The organism is Limibacter armeniacum (assembly GCF_036880985.1).
GTDB lineage: Bacteria > Bacteroidota > Bacteroidia > Cytophagales > Flammeovirgaceae > Limibacter > Limibacter armeniacum.
On record NZ_JBAJNO010000001.1, the window covers coordinates 42,023 to 62,760 of the forward strand.

Consider the following 20,738-nt stretch of genomic DNA (forward strand, 5'->3'; position numbering starts at 1 on the left):
ATCAGTTTTTAGGTAATGCAATAATGGCGACAGTATCAGTGGCTGCCACTTTCTTGGTTTCCACTTCGATCAGTGCCATGATCTGTGAGGCTTCCACCAAACCGGAAAGGTCCACGATCTTGCTGCCGATCAGGATATAGATATCTGGCACCAGCCCACCTGCATCACCAAAAGAAGTCAGTGACGCAATCATGTCTGTGACCGTTCCCCTTATCTGGGCGACTTGGGTGCTGTGTATCAGGCAGTCTTTCATCTGCAATCGGATAGCCCCTTCCGCATCGATCACACGCAGGTGTTGCTTCTTGTGCTTGATCAGCCCAAAAAGTGAAGTGGAATGTGCTACATAACCCATGGCATGCAGCGTACCTGTTGTACCATATTGGATGATCTCTTCAGTTGCTACATTCATCGATTGGGCACAACGGGCCTTGAGTTGCTCGTCAGTAAGCTTTTCGATCTGCAGTTCCTTGGTGCGCAGTTCGCTGGAACCCATGGCAACGGCAATTATTTTCTTGTTCTTGTTGTCCAGCTCAATGCTTACCTCTACCGTTTCTGGTTTGGCTCCCATCGCAATGACAGAGGCAGCGGCTTCCTGACGGATTGCGACAATGTCCTGATCGGTAGGGTTCAGAATGTTCCGCTCAACAGTATCCCGTATCATGCCCAGTGCTGCCCCTATGGCAGAGACCACTTCACAGTTTTTGGCGATGGTATGGGGTATCTTCATAAAGGCACCTGTAAAGGGCACAATCGCAGAGGCACCACCGCCACCCCCTACAAACTGTACCATGTTATGGTCAAGCTTGTACTCCCGTACCAGTTGCTTGATCACGGGTTCTATCTTCTTGGCTGAGATGGTCAGGATATCTTCTGAAATGCGTTCAGGTGTTGAATCAAATTGTTGGGCCAATGCTTCAAACACATTGTGCACTGCCAGTTTGTTGGCACCACCATGCCCAACGTCCTTCACCATGCCCAAGTGATAGGCAGCACCTGTAGGCGTTACCGTAAATGCTTCTGCTGTATCTTTTCTGGCAATCTTCAGGTAGTCTTTCGGGTCTCCTTCTTTCGGTTGTACCTTCTCCAGCGAGATGTCCGAGAAGTCGGTATTTTCCGAGAATGCAGCATAATGCAAGTCTGCGATATGTGCCGAGCGTGGGCCTACATCAATGATTCTTTTGCTGTCAAACCTTGGCACCGAGCCACCGCCTACACCCAATGTCCTTACGTCCAGTGTTTGCAGGTAAAGGCGCTGTCCACCAATCTGGGCAGACTTCACCTGTGGCTTGCCATTCTTGATCACGGATATATCTGAAGACGTACCGCCTACCTCGATAAAGATGCCATCAGAAATTCGGGCATACATCAATGCAGCAGCTACACCGGCAGCAGGACCTGACAACATCGTCATGATCGGGCGGCGACGCATCTCGTTAATGTCCATGATACCCCCGTCAGAGCGCATTACCATCAATGGTACCTTGATGCCCGCCCTGCGGATGGATTGCTCCGTCATATTAGCGGTTTCGAGCATCTTGGGCATCATGGATGCATTGATTACAGCAGTACGTGTACGGACTCTCAAGCCATATAGCTTGGAGATGCTACTGGCAGCTGTAGCCTTGTAGCCCATCTTGGTGGCCACTTTCACTACCAGATCTTCATGGGCAGTGTCATCCACCCCAAATGCTTCAGAAGCCACGATTACTTCGGCCCCTTCTGCCATCAGTTCATTGATAGCTTGCTCAATGGCTTTCTCTGCCAGAGGGGTAGAGGTTTCCAGAAAGCGGAAGCAGGTAGGCAGTTTTTTGCCAGGCGCCAACTGAATATCATTGAGGTTGGTCTCTTTCTTTGCCCTACGTCCTTCAAGCCCTTTCCCCATCCCGATGATGCCGACTTTGGCCACATCACCTTCGAGCAAGGCATTGGTCGCTTGGGTGGTGGAGTGGGCGATCAGCACCACTTCATCCGGGTGGATGCCCGCTTCCTCCATCAGTTGCTGCATGGAATCTACCACACCCTTGGCAACGCCTTCCTTGGCGGTGTGGGTAGTGGGAACGCAAGACTTGCCAACCACTTCAAATTTGGTAATCTCAATCGCCACGGCATGGGTGAAGGTCCCGCCTACATCGATGCCGATCTTTATTTTTCTTGACCCTGTCTGGCGAGCTGTTTTGGCAGCTTCCTGTTCAACATTCTCTATGGTCATATCTTTATGATTTTTCGGTTTACACGAACATATAAGCGGCTGTGATCAGCCCAAGCAGTGCCATGACCCAAGCGTATGGAAGCGTGTTCCAAAGCACCTTCTGCACATCTACTTTCATCTCATTGGCGAGCCATACATTTTGAATGTTGGTGGGGTCACTGATACCCTGAATCTGTCCGGTAGCCATGAGCAGTCCCATAATGGCTCCGCCTGTCATGCCACTGGCCATCAGCACAGCAGCCAGTCCATAGCCCATGCCCCATACATTTAGTGGGCCACGGTACAGCGCCAATGGAGCAGCCAATGTGAAGATCAGGATATAGGAGATAGGGTGTGTGGGTACTATGTGCGCAATCAAGGGCTTGAGCAAGGCAATCACCGGCCATCCTTCTGCATAGTGGGAAACATCCGCAGTTCCGCCTGGTCCCATGATGGCCACCAGCAGCATACCAATCCCGAACATCAGGATGACGGCAGGCATCACGACAGCAGCACCTTCAAAGCTTGCCTGAATAAAGAGGTTCAGCCCACCTTTTTTATAGGTAGAGATGAATGTGTACAGGAGCCCGAAAACAAACGCTGCGATAAAGTCCACATCAAACAGCAGGATGAGAAACAGCGGAATAATAGGAGAGAAGATAGTGATCCAGTGTGGCTCTTTTGCTTGCTCATTCTTGCCGCTGATGACACGATAGATGGCAGCAGCAAAAAGCCCCAGCACAGCTACACCTACAGTGTATTTAATGCCGAGTCCTACCATTTGGAATACTTGGTCGATCGCACCTTGCTGTTCAGCAGTTAAGGCATAGTCATATCCTATCTTGGCTCCACCTGCAGCAAGCACGATCAACAGGCTTTTGACCACAATGCTCTTGAGGTTGAGGTTGTGTCCATCTCGGTAGAGTTGGATGGTCACATATATGATGGAGGTCGTTAGTCCAATACCAAACATGACCAAGGCAAAAGGTCTTACCTCATCAATGCTCAACCCCAATACCTGTATGTAGACTGCCCAGTTGGTCACATTGAGCGCACCACCGATACTGACTCCCATCAGGAAGATGCCTACAGCCGTCATGGAACCGACCCCAACCGAAGAGAGGATAGGCAGTACAATGGTCGCCACCATGATGATAGCGCCCAGTCCACCGAGTGTGGTGAAGAGCAACACGATCAGTGCCATCATGATAATGGAAATGATCCAAGGATTATCCCCTGAGAGTTCAGCGCCTTTCTTGATGAAAGATTCCGCGACTTTGGTTTTTTGCAGCAGGATGCTGAGCATGCCTCCAAAGATGGCTACCACCATCGCATTGGAAAGCTTGACAGACCCTAGGCCTATGACATGGGTAATGGTGTCGTTGATGGTGACGCCTCCTACCAGTGCAATCAGGATTGCCATTGAAGGAAGGGCAATCAGTGCAGGCAATATTCGCTTGAACATTAAGCCTGCCATGGTTAAAAATATGGCAAGGATGCCAATGGTCTTTATTATTTCCATTATCTACCGGTTAGTTCATTAGCATATCAATCATTTTCACTAAACAGAGTAGGAACGCTATGGGCTGTACCCATGATGGTCAGGAAATTCTTGAGACAGTATGTTGGAGATGTCCTATCACACTTGGTTTTGTCCAATCTAAAGGGGGAAGAGGTGTGATGGTCAAGGGATCAGGCGAAGCGCAATTGTTTGAATTTGTGTGAGCTATAGAATAGGGGTGTGTTGGTTTATTCTGTCATAAAAACATACAGGCAAGATGTTAGGTGAAAAGTATCATTTATGCCTGTAATATTATCTTGGTGGTTTATTGCTAATTTCTATTACATCATCCCCCCTTAAACATGAGTGTAGACCAATTGGAAAAACGACTCCAGAAGGATGAGCTGAAGCGGCTTAAACTGAGACGTGACACAATCGAATGTGACCGTATGGCGGTGAATATCAAAATCCGCAAGATGGAAGAAAGACGGGACACGCTGCGCAGGACGTACAAGCAGTTAGAGGAAAAGAGCCTATACTTGAATAGACTCTTTTCGAATGCCTGATATTACCTGATTACCTTGAGATATGTTGTTCCCTCTGCAGATTGCAGGTGTATGACAGAAGCGCCAGCAGGGAAAAGCTGTTCGGGCAAGGTAAAATGTATTCCGAAGGTCCCTTCTTCTTGATACAACAGTTTTCCATCAGCTGATAGAATTTTGATTTCCTGAATGCTGGATGGTGAGCTGATATTCAACAGTCCCTTAATAGGTATTGGCCCTGCAACCAGCTTTTTACCGCTTATGCCAACATCAATTGCTGTAACCTCTTGCTCTACACCTTCCACTGTCATGGAAAGGGTGGCAGTATTGCTGACACCTAATACATCTGACAGTTCAAACAGTAACTTGACTTTGTCCGTTTGCTCGTTCAGAGTATAACCGTAAGTGTAGGTCTGAGAAAGCGTTTCCTCTAGATCAATGGTTTCTAATAGCTCAGGCGTATTGTCCTCTTCCTGTTTAAAAACTTTCAAGGTCTTGATCGGGCGGGTCTTGGTAATGGCAAGCATAACCAGTTCATAAGTGATGGTACTGTCCTGTTGCGCTATGATTGCAAGCTCATCCCGATCATTTTCAGTAAACTCTATAATAGGAGGTGTGTTGTCTACATTGATCAGGAATGTATTGCTTACAACTGTGCCTTCCGTATCAGTTACTTGTGCCTCCAGTGTAATGCTTTGGCCATGAGTGCTTTCTACTTGATAGGTAAATGGAACCACCGTTTCCAATTCTCCTTCCATTTGCTTGTCGATCAGAAGCCCGACTTTATCTTTTTCTTTTAAGGTGATCTTGGCGATATCGATGCCGCTGTTTGGAGATTTGATTTCAAGCTGGTTGGTTACTGTCTCACCAGTAGCAAACTTCCCACTTGGTTTGTCGTCCAAAAAGCTGATTTCACATTTACTTTTTTCCTTAAGCATAAGCTTGATGGCATCGATCGAGATGTAGTTCCCTCCTGTGGCATTGTTGGAAATCAGCAGTGTATCCTTTTCACTCAAGTGAAACTCCCCAATAGGGTTGAACTGTCCGCCAGACCCCACCACAGATTGGTCAACAGTAACGCTAATGGTGTCTTTCAGTCCTCCATTGACAATGCTGTAAGGTACAGCAGAGGCCATATCTGTTTCGGCTGCCCACCAGCTGTACAGACTGTATTTACCGGGTTGCAAGCTAGGGAAAGTATAACCACCTTCAGCTGTTGGTTTATCAGCTGTTGCAACAGTTCTGGTAGCAGAAGTGCCATAGGCCCCAGCTGCTCCTGATTCCGAAAAGGAAGCTGTGCCTCTTTCAAAATACTGTGTACTTTCTGTATCCAAGATAGTCGGTGCTTTTACAAACATCAGCGCTGTTGGTACAGCCCGTTGCGTTCCGTCTGATGGCTTGTTCAGTAATTCTCCATTGACTGCCATAGCCGATGAACCACCGCCATCAAGGTTAAGTACTTCTACACAACCAAGGCTAATCATAATATCTGTCATGACAGGAAGCGGAAGACCTACACTGTGTGTTTGCCTGCCATCTGCTACAAAAGAAATCACCTTTCCGTCAGCTGTATAACCGATACAGGTTCTGGGCGCAACAGATTTGGCGATGTCATCTTGGAATGCCTCTGCTTCATAGTCTCCAACCTTTACCCCTTCATTGACCAAGATCGGTCCGCCTCCGATAGCTATTTGCATCTCCCAAGGCATTCCCCCTTCAGGGAAGTCAACGGTAGGTTTGGGTTGGGGTGTTTTGCTCATGTTGTTTGGGGAAGGAGCAGGGTAGCTGTAGACGGTTTTCCTGCTTTCCGTACTGTAAACCCATGCTATATCCAGTGTGCCGTTGGCGTCCAGACCAAAGGCACCCCTTGTGGGGTAGTATGTACCTAGAGTACGGGTCACCGCACTGATATTGTCTGACAGTATTTTGCCTTCATCGACCAGTAGACTGTAAGAATTGCTGCCACCAAAATAACCTCCATTGGTTACCAAATAAGCTTGCTCACCTGTTTCCTGATAGAATTGTGTAGGTGTCTTGGCTCCATCAGTTGACAATACAGCCCTGACAGTTACATCACCAGCCTTCAGATCAGCAATTGTGTAGAAAGCATTGATGGGAATCTCGTTTCCTGCCTCATTCTTGATCGTTGTGTTGGTTTCGTATACTTTGATTGATGCAGGTAAATTTTGGTTCAGGTCTTCCCTTGGTGTCCAGGTAAGGTTGCTAAGGTCATACTGCTGTGCAGTAGCTGCCCAACCGGAACAGAGTAGAAGGGTCAGGAGTAGGTATTTTTTCATTGTCATCAGTTTAAGGGTTGATCATTGCGTTTGCTTCAAAAAAAATAGAGACGCAACGTAGTCGGTTGCGTCTCTATCTACTTTTTTATCTATTGATTCAGCTGTGGAAACTGTGGCTTTACAGGGTAAAGTGCATGGAACACATTCCGTTTAGGATACAATGCTTCATAGAAGAAGTGTACTTCTCCCATGATACCTTGAGACCTGTTGTACTTGATCAGCCTAGCAAGGTATTCATCAGTAGGAATATAGCCTCCTGCTGCAATCAATACACCAGGGGCAAACTGTTTTTTAGCAAGCCCTGAGGCAGTGGTAATATGTGAATTGAGCAGGTAAGAATAGGCTTCGAATCCAGCATCCTCATAGCGATAAAGCTGAGGTGATACGATATCCACAATCCCCTTATTGATCCATTCCGGCCAATCCTGCAAGTAGTTGTAGTAACTGAAATTGTATGCACTTGGAGAGAAGGTCACTAAGCAGTTAGGGTCAGCTGATTTTACTGCATTGTAGAGATCAACCCCAAACTGTGTCAGGATATCTGCACGCCATTTGAGCCATGATTGCTCTGTATCTGAAGCAGGAGGCGTAGCACCATTGTGCTCATCGGCATAGCGTTGCAAGGTATAAGCGGAATGGCCTGAAGTATTGGGTAGGGCAGGTAGTCTATCATCTCCTTGAATACCATCTACATCATATTTCTGAACTACCTCAACAATCAAGTCAATCATAAACTGCTGCACCTCTGGATGGAAGCCATTTAGCCAATAAAAGTTGTTCTTGTTGGCAATATCGCCGTTTCTATCCTTGGCAAACCAGTCAGGCTTAAAGTTATAGAACCAATCAGTGTCAGTATTGACACCCCCATATTTGTAAGCAAAACCATACTCAAACCAAGCAACCACTTTGATTCCTTTAGCATGTGCCTTTTCAATTAGAATTTGGAGTGGGTCAAATCCGTTGTCTGCAGTTTCATAATAAAATTGTGTAGAACGGTCAGCTTGTTCGCCTGCCGTATAAAGGTCTTTCAACACCTGACTAGGGTGAAGCGTTTGGAACTTATTGTAGGTGACAGCAAAGATGGTATTGAAACCCAACTCATCGATTCTGTTGACGGCCTCTTCTATATTTTCAGGTGAAGCCATGGCATTGCTGGCTACGTTTGTGAGCCATACACCTCGTATGGCTTCCGGATTTTCTTCCTCAATCTCTACATTCAGGCTATAGGTATTTGTCAGGCCAGACTGGGAAGTTACCGTAATTTCTTTTGTTGAAAGGTCAAACGAGTTCAAGGTCGCATCAATGGATGCATGCTCTGAAACTTCTGCCTCTACTGTCAGGTGTTGTAAATCAAGATACTGACTTTGGTCTGTTCCATAAGGCAGCTGAAGAGATATCTGATTGCTTTCGATCACACCATCTGCAAAAAGCTCCTTGATATGGAATGACAGCAATTCATTGGCATCACTGCCTGCCGCAACATTCACTTTTACTGTATAGGTATTTTTGTCGCCATTTTCTGCGGTTAAGGTGTAAGTCACGGGAGCAGTAAAGTCCTGCGGACTGTCAGCGGCTGGTTCAATGGTGGCGTTTTCATCAAAGGTGATGGTCGGAGTGAGGTTTGTTATTTCTGTTCCGAATGGGAAGTTAAAGGTAATAGTGTTATCAGCTCCCATTGTACCTAGCTGATCAAGCAATGAGAAGGTTTGGATGTTGTTGTTGATCAGCTTAACATATACGGTGTATATGTTCAGTGAGCCATTTTCAGCCGTTACGGAATAGGCTGCTGGATTTTTGAAATTATTACTTTGTCCTGATGCAGGCTCAACTATAGCTCCTTCTGATACCTGAATGGTTGGAGTCAGGTCTGATAGGTCTGTACCATTAGGTACATAAATTTCGATGCTATTCTCTTCCTGATTGATATTGCCAGTTGTGTTGAGTGCTTCGAAGACAAAGGATTCAACGTTGTTAAGTGAAAGAGGGTCCTTTTCCTCACACCCGATTAGCAATACAATGGCACAGAAAATGGCCAGTAAAGATTTAAAGGAGTTCATGGCTGTTTGTCATTTAGTGTTTCTGGCGTTAAGCTGCCGAAAGAATGGATAAAAGAAAGAGGTAACCCATAGTCGGGTTACCTCTTGTTATGAAGAGTGATTGTTTATTTCATTAGCTCTACTACTGCTAGACCGTTAGCAGTCGCAAGACCTGCTACAATTACCTTATCCTCTTCTACTACAATAGTCGTAGCACCTGAAACGTTACCGTTTAACTCGTTGCCAAGCAACAGTTCGTAAACCAGTCTGCCTTCGCCTACCACTTGAGTATCAGCTGCTGTAATTGTCTTAAAGGTCTCAATCAGTGATGCACCAGTTACATCAAAAATCTGAAGCTTCTGGTTTTTTTCACCACCATCCTCACATAGCATAGTCGCCAGGTATTTTGCGCCATTGAATTCAAAGTAAGTAGTACCTACAGTACGTTTACCGATCGCATCAGTAGCCATAACTGCTAATTGTTCACCAGTTGTGCTGTAAATTGTAGGTGTGATGTCAGCACCGTTAACCAAGATATTGCCGTCAGGTAGTCCACATGCATTTGCATAGTTACCTGCTTTAGCAATATCAGCCAAAGTAACTTTCTCAGGTTGAGCTGAAGCTACACCACCAGTGATGGTCCACATATAAACAGTTATATTGTTTGGTACGGAGTTGAAGCCAGGGAATTCCATCGCGTACACCATAGCATCACCATTTACATCACCGAACACTTCAAAGTTCTCAAATCTCGCTTCTACGTTAGGAAGTGAAACCAATACTGAAGGCTCCAAGTCGTTTGCATCATCCCACTTATAGATTTTGTATTCGCCACCAGTCCAGTTCATATTGGAAGCAAGGATGGCTTCGCCATTTGTTCTTACGTGTGCGATTTTCCAAACACCACCAGTTACACCAGTAGTGCTCAATGTGTCATTTTCCGTGAACTCAGCAGCACCACCAGCAGTAGAGATCTTGTAGATTTTACTATTGGCTTTTGAAGGAACAAAGATAAAGTCTTTAGTAGCTGCGATACTTCTTTCACCATCAGCTGTAAAGAAGAAAGGAATAGAAGCAGTAGCTGCAGAGAAGTTGTAAACTTCGCTTGTAGTGCTGAAACCGTATGGTACAAATTCAACTTTTACGGTATATACTTTTGTTTCGTCACCAAATGAAACAGTGTATTCAATTGCGTTAGTAAAGTCTTGAGCTACACCTGAAGCAGGGCTAACAGTAGAGCCATCAGTCAGTACGATTTCTGGTGCCAAAGCTGTCACATCAGTGCCTTCGTATACCTTGATGATAATAGTATTCCCATCAAATGTTACTTCATTAGCCTCCGATACCAAGATCTCAGTGATTGAACCATCTGTCGGTGCTGCAACAATAACCTTCACAGTATATGTAGCTTTTGTTTGACCATCTTCAGCTGTAACGATAAAGCTTACATCGCTGCTGAAGTCCATTTCACCTATTTTAGGGTTGATTACAGCCCCTTCAGATATTGAAATACTAGGAGTTAATTTTGTAATGTCAGTACCAAACGGAACAGTAACGGTAATTACATTTCCGTCCATAGAGACAGCACTTTCAGGAAGGTCAAGAGAGGCAAAATCAAAAGAGCTGATCATCGCTTCGGAGCTAAGATCTGGAGTTTCTTCTTTGTCATCACAAGCTGTAAATCCGCCAATAAGCGCCATTGCTAAAAGCAAATTCACAAAATAGTTAAAAACCTTTTTCATAAACATGATGGTTATAAATTTGAATATGTTCTATACGCATGTGGTGTCTTAGCATGTACAAGAATTGCCGTTCACTGTACATGCAACACCCATGTTTGTTATAGTGAGTCAACATGACTGAATTTGTAACCACCTGTTTATTTATTTTTTACACTCATTTACATTTAAGTTTGTGTAAGTGATTGATTGTTAGTGTATAATTCTTGAGTTTTAATTGTAAAAAATACATCTTAGCGGGTCGGGGGAAATAAAAAAAGCTACCTTTTGGGTAGCCTTTTCAACAAAACAGTATAGGTAATTCAACGCTATTCTAACTTTATCTTTTTGCCTGAAGGTAAGTAGGAAACTGTACTTCGGTTTCAGCGTAACGCTGCTTTATAATGTCTTTGTATTTATGAAGTCCTTCATAGAAAAAATACACTTCACCTTGACAACCTAACTGACGGTTTGCCTCTAGCATCTGCTCAAAAAACGCTTCTTCAGGCATTTTCTCTCCAGCTTTGATCAGCATACCCGGATAAAATATATGTCTCCTGTCTTTGACAATGTAATCCAGTGAAGCCTCAACTGTGGACTTATAAAAATTAATATCATATCGGTAGCATTGAGGAACAATAAGGTCTACATACCCTTGGTTGACCCAAGTAGGCCAGTCCTGCAAATACTCCTCCTTTGACCATGGATATACAGAAGGAGCCATGGAGACGATACAGTTTGGATCAGATGACTTTACTTGCTTGTAGAGTCTTTCCATAAACTTATTGAGTCGCTCAGCTCTCCAGTTGACCCACTCAAAGTCTTTGTAGTAAGCGGGAGGTTCCTGTCCAAAGTGCTCTTTTTTGTACGCTTCAATCACTGAAGGATTGTAGCCGCCTGTGGTAGGCATGGCTGGCAGACGGTCATCTCCCTGAATGCCATCCACATCATATTTTTGAACGACTTCCAATACCAAGGATAGCATAAAGTCCTGTACTTCAGTATCCAGAGCATTCATCCAGTCGAAGCCATTTTTGGTTACGAGCTTACCGTCATGTGTCAGAGATGCCCATTCCGGCTTTTTCTGTATCAGGATACCACCCTGATTTTGGTAGGATGACGAGAACCCGAATTCAAACCAAGCAAAAACCTTGATCCCTTTGGCATGTGCGGCCTCAATCATTTCCTTCAGTGGATCCCTTCCGGAATTTTCAGGGTCAAGTACAGGGTCAATTTCTACACCGGTAAATTTTTTCATTACCTCTGATCGGTACATGGTGCTAGCCTTGTTCCAAGTCACCATAAAGATGGAGTTGATTCCAAGCTCTGCACAGAGGTTTACCGCTTCTTCTATATTCTCTTTTGAGTAAAGCACTTCACTAGCCACATTGGTAACCCAAACTCCCCTTACAGCTTCAGTAGGGGCAACAGCTTCTTGTTTATCCGCTTGAATTGTGGTATTGCTGCCCATTTGTTTACAGCTTGTAGCAGCCAGAAGTATTATGATCAGAACCTGGATGTGTTGCCTTAGTTTCTTTTGCATCATTGACCTGTCAAATTGGATGGTTGAAATAAACTTTATACAGAAGAGCCTTTTAGAACATTCCTGTACTCAATTCTGATACAATAAATTTAATTGTCATTTGAACGGTTGAATTGGATAACTGCTACAAGCGTAGTTATATATTGTTGATAGGTAGTTTGGTGTTTCGCTTTATCAAATTACTTTGATATTTTATCAAAGAAATATTACTCATATCCATTAATCATTGTGTTTTGTTGATGATAATTATAATATTTGGCATATAAGATCTGATCATTATTACGCTTATCTATGTGTCCATGATTAATTTATTAGTTACTTATACACTTAAAATACAATAGGTTAGGTGACCTTTATTTGTATTGATCTACTCGTTAGTAGCTAAAGAAGTATTACCCTACAAGTAGTCGTTTGACTGGTGATTCTACTGATTTCAAATGTTTAAGAGAGCCGTTAACATATTCAATGGATTTCTGCGCAAAAGCATTTTTTGTGGGCTGATGATCGGTATGTACTCCGCAACCGGTCAAGTACCAGTTTCTTTGTCTAGTCGCACTTCCGATAACACCCAAAAAGATAAAACGATCGAAGCGCTTTTCAGTCATATTGAAAAGAAGTACAACGTTTCATTTTTCTATATGGAACAAGACCTTATGACGGAAAAAGCAATCTCAATTGATACATCTGGGAAAGAACTATCTACAGTATTAGAGGAGATTACAAAGCAGACAGGGTTAGAGTTTCAGGTCAGTCTTCCCAATATATCGGTGCGTAAAAAATCTGGTGATGCAGCTCAAATACAACATGTATTGGTTAAGGTTACCGATCAGCGTAACATCCCGATTCCGGGCGCTTACCTACTTGTAGACGGTAAAGTGAAAGGTATTACAGATACAGATGGTATTTACCGACTGAAGTTGAGCGCTGAAGATTCACTTTTGGAAGTAAGAAGTCTCGGGTTTGTCAGCAGTTTGAAACCTGTGTTGGGTATGTCCAACCTTACGTTTTTTCTGAAGGAAGAAGTTAAAAACTTGGATGAGGTAGTGGTTACGGCTTTTGGTATTCCTCAAAAAGAAAAAGCCTTGGGCTACTCTGTTGAGCGTATTACGACTAAGCAAATTGACAATACAGTTTATCCTAACCTGACAACGGCACTATCAGGCAAATTTTCAGGTCTTCAGGTTGTACAAGGTGGTAGTGGATCACATGGTAGCAACGAGGTGGTTATCAGGGGGTATAATTCTATTAAAGGCGTCAATAGCCCACTTTATATACTGAATGGGATTCCAATTAATAGCCTGAGTCAGTCAACATTGGAATTGAGTGGTGGCGTCGATTACGGAACGCCTATTCAACTCCTAAACCTTCAGGATATAGAAAGTATTTCGGTACTGAAAGGGGCTAATGCAGCAGCACTCTATGGAACAAGAGCAGCCAACGGAGTTATTCTTATCAATACCAAAAGCCCTTCTACAGGTAAGTTGAGTGCTACATTTTCTATGAGTGGAGCGGTTTCATCTCCTTTGGTATTACCAGCTTACCAGTCAACTTATGGAAGAGGAAACCTGGGAAAGCACAGCTATACCTCTGATGGGAAAATTCAACCTTATATGGTAGAAAGCTGGGGTCCTGCTTATGATACCAGAAAATATACCCAATGGGACGGAGCAGAAACGGCTTACCGAAATTTTGGAGATCATAACAGCTTCTGGCAGCAGGGAATTCGAGGCAGCTCTACCTTGCAGTTATCTGGTGGAAGGGACAATTGGATGAATTTTGCATCGGTGAGTTATGAAAGTCAAGAAGGGGTTCAACCGAATAATACTGCACAGTCTTTATTTCTGAATTGGCATACACTTTATAAGTTTTCAGAAAAGCTGAAACTGGAGGTACAAGGCATATATGGGAACCTTTCTGAAAATAATAGACCTAACCTGTCCGCGTCACCAGATAACCCTATGTATGCATTGTCTTTATTGCCTACTAGCATTAGTATCAAAAGTCTGGAGCAGTATGAAGACAGTAAGGGATACCCTAGGTTATGGGATGAATCAAATGTAGCAGCAGGGCAAATATCCTATAATCAGAATCCTTATTGGAGTGTCTATAAAAACAATAACCACGACAGTCAGCATAAACTGTTCGGTTTTGCCAAACTATTTTACAACCCTAATAAGTGGTTATCTGTCAAGGGAACAATAGGGACAGATTTTAATAAAGTGACACAGTATTTACATACAGCTCTGAACACTGCCTACAAGGTTTCTTCAGCATCTAATGGAGAGTCATCAAGTATGACAGATGTAGTAGTGAAAGAAAATAGCTATTCACTATTGGCTACAGCTGATAAAGACTTCATGGATAGGCTAACCGGAAGCTTTTCGGTAGGTACCTCACTAATGAACTATATGCGGGAAGGTTCCTCGATTAATACAGCTAGCACTGTTTCTGGAAGTAATGAGCTAGGTAGTGAGCCTTATGCAGCACAAGAGATCTTTGAGCATAAGCAAATTCAGTCTGTATATGCGTTTGGTAGGGTATCATGGGACAATATTTTATTTCTTGATCTGACAGGAAGAAATGACTGGTCTTCTACATTACCAGCTTCAAATCGTTCATTCTTTTACCCATCTATCAGTGGAAGTTGGTTAGTAGCAGAAACCTTTGGAATAAATAACCACTTTCTCAATTACCTAAAACTGAGGTCTTCTTGGGCAAAGGCAGGTAATGATGCACCTCCGTATAGGTTGGAGCTCATATATAATACTGGGCCTGGACATTTAGGACAGCCTTATGGGTATTATAGTCCAAGAGAACCCAATTATGACTTAAAGCCTGAGATTACCACATCGGTGGAGTTTGGTGGTGATGTTGGTCTTTTCAATAATAGGGTACAGGCTTCTTTTACTTATTATCATTCCATCACCGGAAATCAGATTGTTGCCACACCTGTAGCACCGTCTTACGGTTTTATTGAGAAAAATATCAATGCTGGAGAGGTACAGAACCGAGGTATTGAGTTGAACCTTCATTGGGACCTTTTAAAAAGAAAGGAAATCCAATGGGACTGGACTTTCAATTTCAATGCGAACAGGTCAAAGGTGTTGTCATTGGCTAAGAATGTGGAGAGCATTCAGCTGACAAATATTGAAGGGCTTTCAGTAGAGACAAGAGTAGGAGAGCCATATGGACAAATAGTAGGCAATGCATACTTACGGGATGAAGAAGGGAATATTGTCGTTATGGGAGATGGACCCAATAAGGGTTTGCCAGTAATGAGTGAAGAAAAGCAAGTATTGGGAAATTATGCGCCAGACTGGACAGGAAGCTTGGCAACTAATTTTAAGTTGGGAAATTTTGATATCTCTTGTTTGCTGGATACCCGAATGGGAGGAGAGATTTTCTCATTTACGAACATGTTGCTTTCAGGTAATGGAAAAGGAGAGTGGACTGAGAAAGGTAGAGAACGATGGTATGAATCTGAAAATATGCGAAAGGAGCTTGGGTATACTTCCTCTGAATGGAATCCAGTAGGGGGACACTTGGTAGAAGGAGTGTTAGCGTATCAGAATCCTAATTATGATAGTGAGATTGGAAATGAATCTCCCTATATCTTTACAAAAGAAGCAAACGGTCAATATGTAGATCCACAACGATATTGGTCAACAATATCGGCAAGAGGAGGAAGAGCCATCCACGAGGCATTTGTGTATGATGCAAGTTTTATAAGAATCAAGGAGTTATCAGTAGGTTACACATTTTCCAATAAGCGACTGGAGAGAACAAATCTTGACTATTTAAGGATATCCTTGGTGGCGAGCAACTTACAATACTTGTATCGGAAAGCTCCGGGAATAGATCCTGATGCCGTACTGAAATTTGAAAATGCAATTGGAATTGAGAGGTATTCGCATCCAACCGCAAGGAGCGTTGGTGTTTCGATTACTGGAAAGTTTTGAATTATGATAAGGACATATACACTAGGTATTAGTTGGTTGGTAGCAAGTGGTCTGTTGTTATCTATGCTGTTGGGGGCTTGTACAGGACATTTTGATGAGATTAATACCAGTAAGACAGGTATGACCGAGCTGGAACCTGAACCTATCTTTACCCGAAGCTTGAGACTGGGGAGTTTGGACTATACCTATTATCAGCGTATGCAACAGCTGTATGTCAACTTTTACTCTCAGTATTATGCCAACTTCAAGGAGGGTTGGTATACAGATTCATATTACTATAATGATGAGTGGGCTGACTATTTTTGGAATGGGAACTATGCAGATAAGTATGGAAGCTTCCTGAGTTATGCTCACCATGCAGCTTACTTGTCAAGAGAAAGTGACCAGTCCAAAAAAGAAGCTTGTGCCATGATCTGGGAGGTATTTCTATTGCATAGGGTAACTGATATTTGGGGTGATATTCCTTATTCACAAGCTTTTGGAGAAAACATTAGTCCTGCCTTTGACACCCAAAAGCAGGTGTATGAACAGATGCTTGACAAATTGGTAATGGCATTGGACATGTTACCAAAAGAAGATCCTAATGTAGAGTGGGGAGCTGCCGATATACTTTTCAATGATGATCTTGGACAGTGGAGAAGGTTTGCTCAATCCATGATCTTGAAGCTGGCAATAAGAGTTAGCAATGTAGCACCGGAAATGACGATGCAGTACATCAAGAAGATGGATCAGTATGAACTGTTACAGTCCAATGAGCATTCTGTAAAAATGCAGGTAATGGCAGAAGGCGGCAATGAGCGAAACCAAAACCCTATCATGTGGATAGATAAATTTGATGAGTATAGGGTCAGTAAATATTTGGTAGATAGACTCAAGTCACTCAATGACCCTAGATTGGAAAAAATGGCTGATCCAGTGCAATACTATGTTGACCAATTACGTAGCTTGCTTTCAGCGGTTCATGAATATGCTGATAATTCAGTTTCTGCTGATCTTTATACTGATTTGGAGCGTCAACTGATCAAGAGTTATATGGAGTTATTGCTTCAAAGAGATGGTATTAGTGAAACTGGGAAGCAAGGCATTGAGACGATTGAAGCTTTTGTCACTTCTTTGGTAGAACGTTCTTCTTCAACACTTTTGAAAAACAAACTGGAGACGTTTAACAATGAGAAAGGAGAATTATATAAAGGAATGATTAATGGAGTGTCTCCTGATCAGTTGGTTCATTATGAGAAAAATAGATATTCCAGAACCAGTAGTTTGATGATAGCACCTGATTACCCTACTTACCTATACTTATATGCAGAAGTATGCTTTCTCCAAGCAGAAGCTTGCTTAAAAGGGTGGTTATCAGGTAATGCTGAACAACATTACCAAAATGGTATCAGAGCCTCCATGGAGATGTTTAATATTGGGGAGGCTGAAGTGGATGATTACCTTAGAACTGAGGCAGGTAAACTAACCTCTACCAATGCTTTGGAGCAAATCATTACCCAGAAATGGATAGCCAATATCAATAATGGCTTCGAGTCTTGGGCAGAGTACCGTAGAACTGGCTACCCAAGTTTATATACAGTTCCTTCAGGAGGTGAAACAGGTGGAAAAATGCCACAGCGATTAAAGTATCCTTCAACTGAAAAAACACTTAATGGTGAAAGTGTATCAGCAGCAACACAAAGGATTGGTGGAGATTTGATGACAACAAAATTATGGTGGGCAGGAGGAAAATAATTAAGTTGCAAATATTGAAAAACCTCCTCTTCTGTTGTGCTGGCTTGAATAATAAATCCAATTGTATATCTGATTATTTATATGAAAATGATTAAAATGTAAGTCGAAAATGATATTATTTTTATTGGAGATTAACGCGTTCATTTTTAGAGTGAAAATAAATAGGCAGGTATTGTATTTAAAATAAGTGAGATATAGATCCCCTTTTGAGAATGAAAATAAAAACTACTTACAATAATAAAACTGACCAAGAGATTTGGGGGAAACTAAGGGAAGGTGATAAAGAGGCATTTGAATTTATCTTTAAAAGCTACTATCCTGTTTTGATGGGATATGGAGTAAAGATTTCAAAAGATGAAGCTTTAACCAAGGATACAGTTCAGGAGCTTTTCTGTAAACTATGGAATAACAGGGTGAAGTTAAGCGATGTACGGTCTATTGAAAGTTATTTGTTGCGATCCATGCGAAACAACATTATCAGAGCACTTTCAAAAGATGGTAAGCTGGTGGATATTGATGAAAATCAACCTACTGAAGTGGCACAATCGCATGAGAAGGAAATGATAAATGAAGAACAGTCTGAGAGTCTCTCTAAAAACATTAGCTTGGCAATGGATAAATTGAGTGGCAGACAACGAGAGGCTGTTTATCTCAAATATTACAAGGGGTTGAGTTATGAGGAAATTTCAGAGATTATGGGCTTGCAGTATCAGTCTGTAAGAAATGTGATACATCGGGCAATCAACGTGTTGAGGAAGGAAAACCTGAAAGATAAGTGTTTCATGATTATGTTATGGGTTCTCACATTTCCCTTTTTGTAAAGATTTCAACTCAGTATGAGTACAAATCCAAAAATAATAATTCTTTATACTAAAAGAGATAAAGTATTAATTTTGGATTCAAGCCCAAAATTGATTCAAAATAGAAACAATGAAATATACAGAATATAGTACGGATGATTTTTTGATGGATGACTACTTCCTTTCAGCCATGAAGGGAAAAGATCCTGAAGCTAAAAAGTTTTGGGATAAATGGGTCAGTGACCATCCTGAAAAAAAAGAAGAAGTAGACGAGGCCGTATCGCTACTTCAAGTAATGGATCAAGATTTTGAGTTGCTTAAGGATAAGTATACGCAGGATGTGGAGAGCGAGTGGGATTTTATCCGACAGCAGACCATTGATGTGGAAGATACCTATCAGGCAACATTTACAGCGGACAAAAACAAAAGTGGACTCCCTAAATATTGGGGATATATAGCAGCAGCATCTGTCTTGCTATTAGTAGGAATGTGGTTTACTTTCAATCAACGCAATGCGGATGAGGTAATTACCACACCAAGTATAGCCTTGGTGGAGAAGACCGTAGCAAGAGGAATTGAAGAAGTTAAGTTGGCAGATGGCTCGATTGTCACATTGAAGGCAGGTAGTACGCTGAAGTACCCAGCAGTCTATACCAACAATAAAAGAAATGTAGAGCTAGTGGGTGAGGCCTATTTTGATATTGCAAAGGACCCGAAGAGACCATTTACGGTATTTGCCGGTAATGTTGAGACAGTTGTACATGGAACTCAGTTTAATGTCGCTGCTTATGCAACTGATGAGGATGTAAAGGTATCATTGGTAGAGGGTAGCGTAAGTGTGAAATCTGATCAGGTAGATGTAAAGTTGGTGCCAGGTAAACAGTTTATTTATAACCGTTCAACCAAAGCAGAACAAATAGTTGACTTTGACCCAGAAAAAGAGCTGTTGTGGATGCAAAAAATAATTGTATTTGATAAAAGCAGCCTTAATGATGTAGTGACTGAATTAGAAAGGTGGTACGGTGTGAAAGTGACTTTAATCGGAAGTCAAAATAAAAATGACGCACAGTTTACTGGGAAGTTCGATACCTCATCATTAAATAACATATTAGATAATATCTGTTTTTCACTTAATGCAAAGTATGAAGTAAACGGGAAGGAAGTGAAAATTATACTTCAGTAATAACCCATATTTACAGACGAAATACACTATTAAAAAAATTAGCTCTTGATTTTTAGATCAAGAGCTTTTTTTATCTAGGGATAAATCTCTACACATTAGAATAATGATTGAAGTGCAGTACAAAGACACCAATCTTGGATCTTGATATTAAAGGTCCAAATTGTTGGGAGTATTAGTAAGACTATTGCTGATCATCTAATGATATATAGTGCTCTTGAAAAAGTTTTTGCCACTCTACATAAAAATATAATTGTATGAGGTTGCTTTGGTTATGTAATGGAAATATAGCACCCAATTGCCCTGGTAAAATAGGAGATGTATTGCTAGTGTCAGCAGTAGCCAATGCTTATCAGAAGAATGGCTACAACATTACTTTTGCAACGCATCAGGGATTGCAAGCAACATTGAGAGGTACGTATGAGTTTGATACGATTCTTTTAGAAGATGATGGGTTGGGTATTGAGCTGTTAAAAGAAGCGGTTCTTGTAGACCAGGTGGTTATTTTCAAGCCATTTGGAGATCAGCAAGGGAATCTTTGGCAGAAAGAACTAATAAGATCAGGGATACTCCCACAACAAATTTTTAGAGTGGGAGACCTTAATGCTTATTCCTCTGAAATGCCTCACATGAGTGAACAAATACGGTTAGCGATCGGTTTACCGCTTACTAATAAAAACATATTTCCTTTACTGAAACCTTCCAAACAAGTACCTATCGAGACGTCACCTTATCGCATGATTCTTCCGGTAGCAGGAGGTAAAGAGAAATGCATTACCAAGGAGCTTATCAATAAAATTATTTTGGATGGGAAAAGCACTGTAATCGCAGTTACCCCATTTGGTGATGAAGAGATATATTTGAATACCTTGAAAGAGACACTCTGCGAATCGCCAAATGTTTCATTTCGGGTAATGTCTCCTGAAGACATTGGGCTAATGGCAATGGGATGTCAAGAGGTACATTTAGCAGATGGAGGAATTTGTTGGTCTACAGTAGCTTACCTGAATTGGTTATTTATGAGAGGAAAAATGAATAGCTATCCTGAAGTGAATGTGTATTATGGATTGGATACAAATTATAACAGACAACCAGCGGCAAATGTATGGTATCCACTTTTAATCAGACCAAACCACTTACAACTAGTAAACGAGCGGCAAGAGCAAAGACTCGTAGATCTTCATAAATAATATCAAGTTGCTGACTTTATAAAACATACGGAACCAGTAGTAAATGGAAC

13 protein-coding genes are annotated in these 20,738 nt (G+C 42.2%); 7 read left to right on the top strand and 6 right to left on the bottom strand.

What is annotated here, in order from left to right; all coding sequences use genetic code 11:
• Window position 1 precedes the first annotated feature (1 nt).
• Together V6R21_RS00150 and V6R21_RS00155 are read right to left on the bottom strand one after the other, a co-directional pair.
• Window positions 2-2,209 carry a hydantoinase/oxoprolinase family protein gene (locus V6R21_RS00150; protein ID WP_334239743.1) on the bottom strand — a complete coding sequence of 736 codons (2,208 nt, stop codon included), beginning with the start codon at window positions 2,207-2,209 and terminating at the stop codon, window positions 2-4.
• A gap of 19 nt (window positions 2,210-2,228) precedes the next feature.
• Window positions 2,229-3,710, bottom strand: a complete 1,482-nt coding sequence (locus tag V6R21_RS00155; protein WP_334239744.1) for a hypothetical protein — start codon at window positions 3,708-3,710, stop codon at window positions 2,229-2,231.
• Between the two features lie 59 nt (window positions 3,711-3,769).
• Between V6R21_RS00155 and V6R21_RS00160 the strand changes: the two genes are divergently transcribed.
• Together V6R21_RS00160 and V6R21_RS00165 are read left to right on the top strand one after the other, a co-directional pair.
• Window positions 3,770-3,913: a hypothetical protein gene (locus V6R21_RS00160; RefSeq protein ID WP_334239747.1), complete on the top strand. Its 144-nt coding sequence runs from the start codon at window positions 3,770-3,772 to the stop codon at window positions 3,911-3,913.
• A gap of 138 nt (window positions 3,914-4,051) precedes the next feature.
• A complete protein-coding gene (locus V6R21_RS00165; protein ID WP_334239748.1) occupies window positions 4,052-4,255 on the top strand; it encodes a hypothetical protein in 204 nt (67 codons plus the stop codon).
• A gap of 2 nt (window positions 4,256-4,257) precedes the next feature.
• On the opposite strand, the gene V6R21_RS00170 is transcribed toward V6R21_RS00165, so the two are convergent.
• From V6R21_RS00170 to V6R21_RS00185, 4 genes are all read right to left on the bottom strand, one after another.
• Window positions 4,258-6,534, bottom strand: coding sequence for a phosphodiester glycosidase family protein (locus V6R21_RS00170; protein ID WP_334239751.1), 2,277 nt, complete (start codon window positions 6,532-6,534; stop codon window positions 4,258-4,260).
• Between the two features lie 83 nt (window positions 6,535-6,617).
• The gene (locus V6R21_RS00175) at window positions 6,618-8,585 is read right to left on the bottom strand and encodes a family 10 glycosylhydrolase (protein ID WP_334239753.1); all 1,968 of its coding nucleotides are present in this window, start codon (window positions 8,583-8,585) and stop codon (window positions 6,618-6,620) included.
• A gap of 104 nt (window positions 8,586-8,689) precedes the next feature.
• Window positions 8,690-10,306: a DUF5018 domain-containing protein gene (locus tag V6R21_RS00180; protein WP_334239755.1), complete on the bottom strand. Its 1,617-nt coding sequence runs from the start codon at window positions 10,304-10,306 to the stop codon at window positions 8,690-8,692.
• Between the two features lie 316 nt (window positions 10,307-10,622).
• Window positions 10,623-11,753: a glycoside hydrolase family 10 protein gene (locus V6R21_RS00185; RefSeq protein WP_334239756.1), complete on the bottom strand. Its 1,131-nt coding sequence runs from the start codon at window positions 11,751-11,753 to the stop codon at window positions 10,623-10,625.
• A gap of 509 nt (window positions 11,754-12,262) precedes the next feature.
• Between V6R21_RS00185 and V6R21_RS00190 the strand changes: the two genes are divergently transcribed.
• The 5 genes from V6R21_RS00190 (at window position 12,263) to V6R21_RS00210 (ending at window position 20,688) form a co-directional block, all read left to right on the top strand.
• On the top strand, window positions 12,263-15,784 hold the full coding sequence (locus V6R21_RS00190) for a SusC/RagA family TonB-linked outer membrane protein (protein WP_334239759.1): 3,522 nt from the start codon (window positions 12,263-12,265) through the stop codon (window positions 15,782-15,784).
• A gap of 3 nt (window positions 15,785-15,787) precedes the next feature.
• Entirely contained in the window at window positions 15,788-17,518 is a 1,731-nt protein-coding gene (locus tag V6R21_RS00195; RefSeq protein WP_334239760.1) for a SusD/RagB family nutrient-binding outer membrane lipoprotein, read from the top strand.
• A gap of 212 nt (window positions 17,519-17,730) precedes the next feature.
• Complete coding sequence (locus tag V6R21_RS00200; RefSeq protein WP_334239763.1) at window positions 17,731-18,339, top strand: RNA polymerase sigma factor; 609 nt, start codon at window positions 17,731-17,733, stop codon at window positions 18,337-18,339.
• A 109-nt stretch (window positions 18,340-18,448) separates the two neighbouring features.
• Window positions 18,449-19,501, top strand: coding sequence for a FecR family protein (locus V6R21_RS00205; RefSeq protein ID WP_334239765.1), 1,053 nt, complete (start codon window positions 18,449-18,451; stop codon window positions 19,499-19,501).
• Window positions 19,502-19,755: 254 nt separating this feature from the next.
• Entirely contained in the window at window positions 19,756-20,688 is a 933-nt protein-coding gene (locus V6R21_RS00210; protein ID WP_334239767.1) for a hypothetical protein, read from the top strand.
• Window positions 20,689-20,738: the final 50 nt, after the last annotated feature.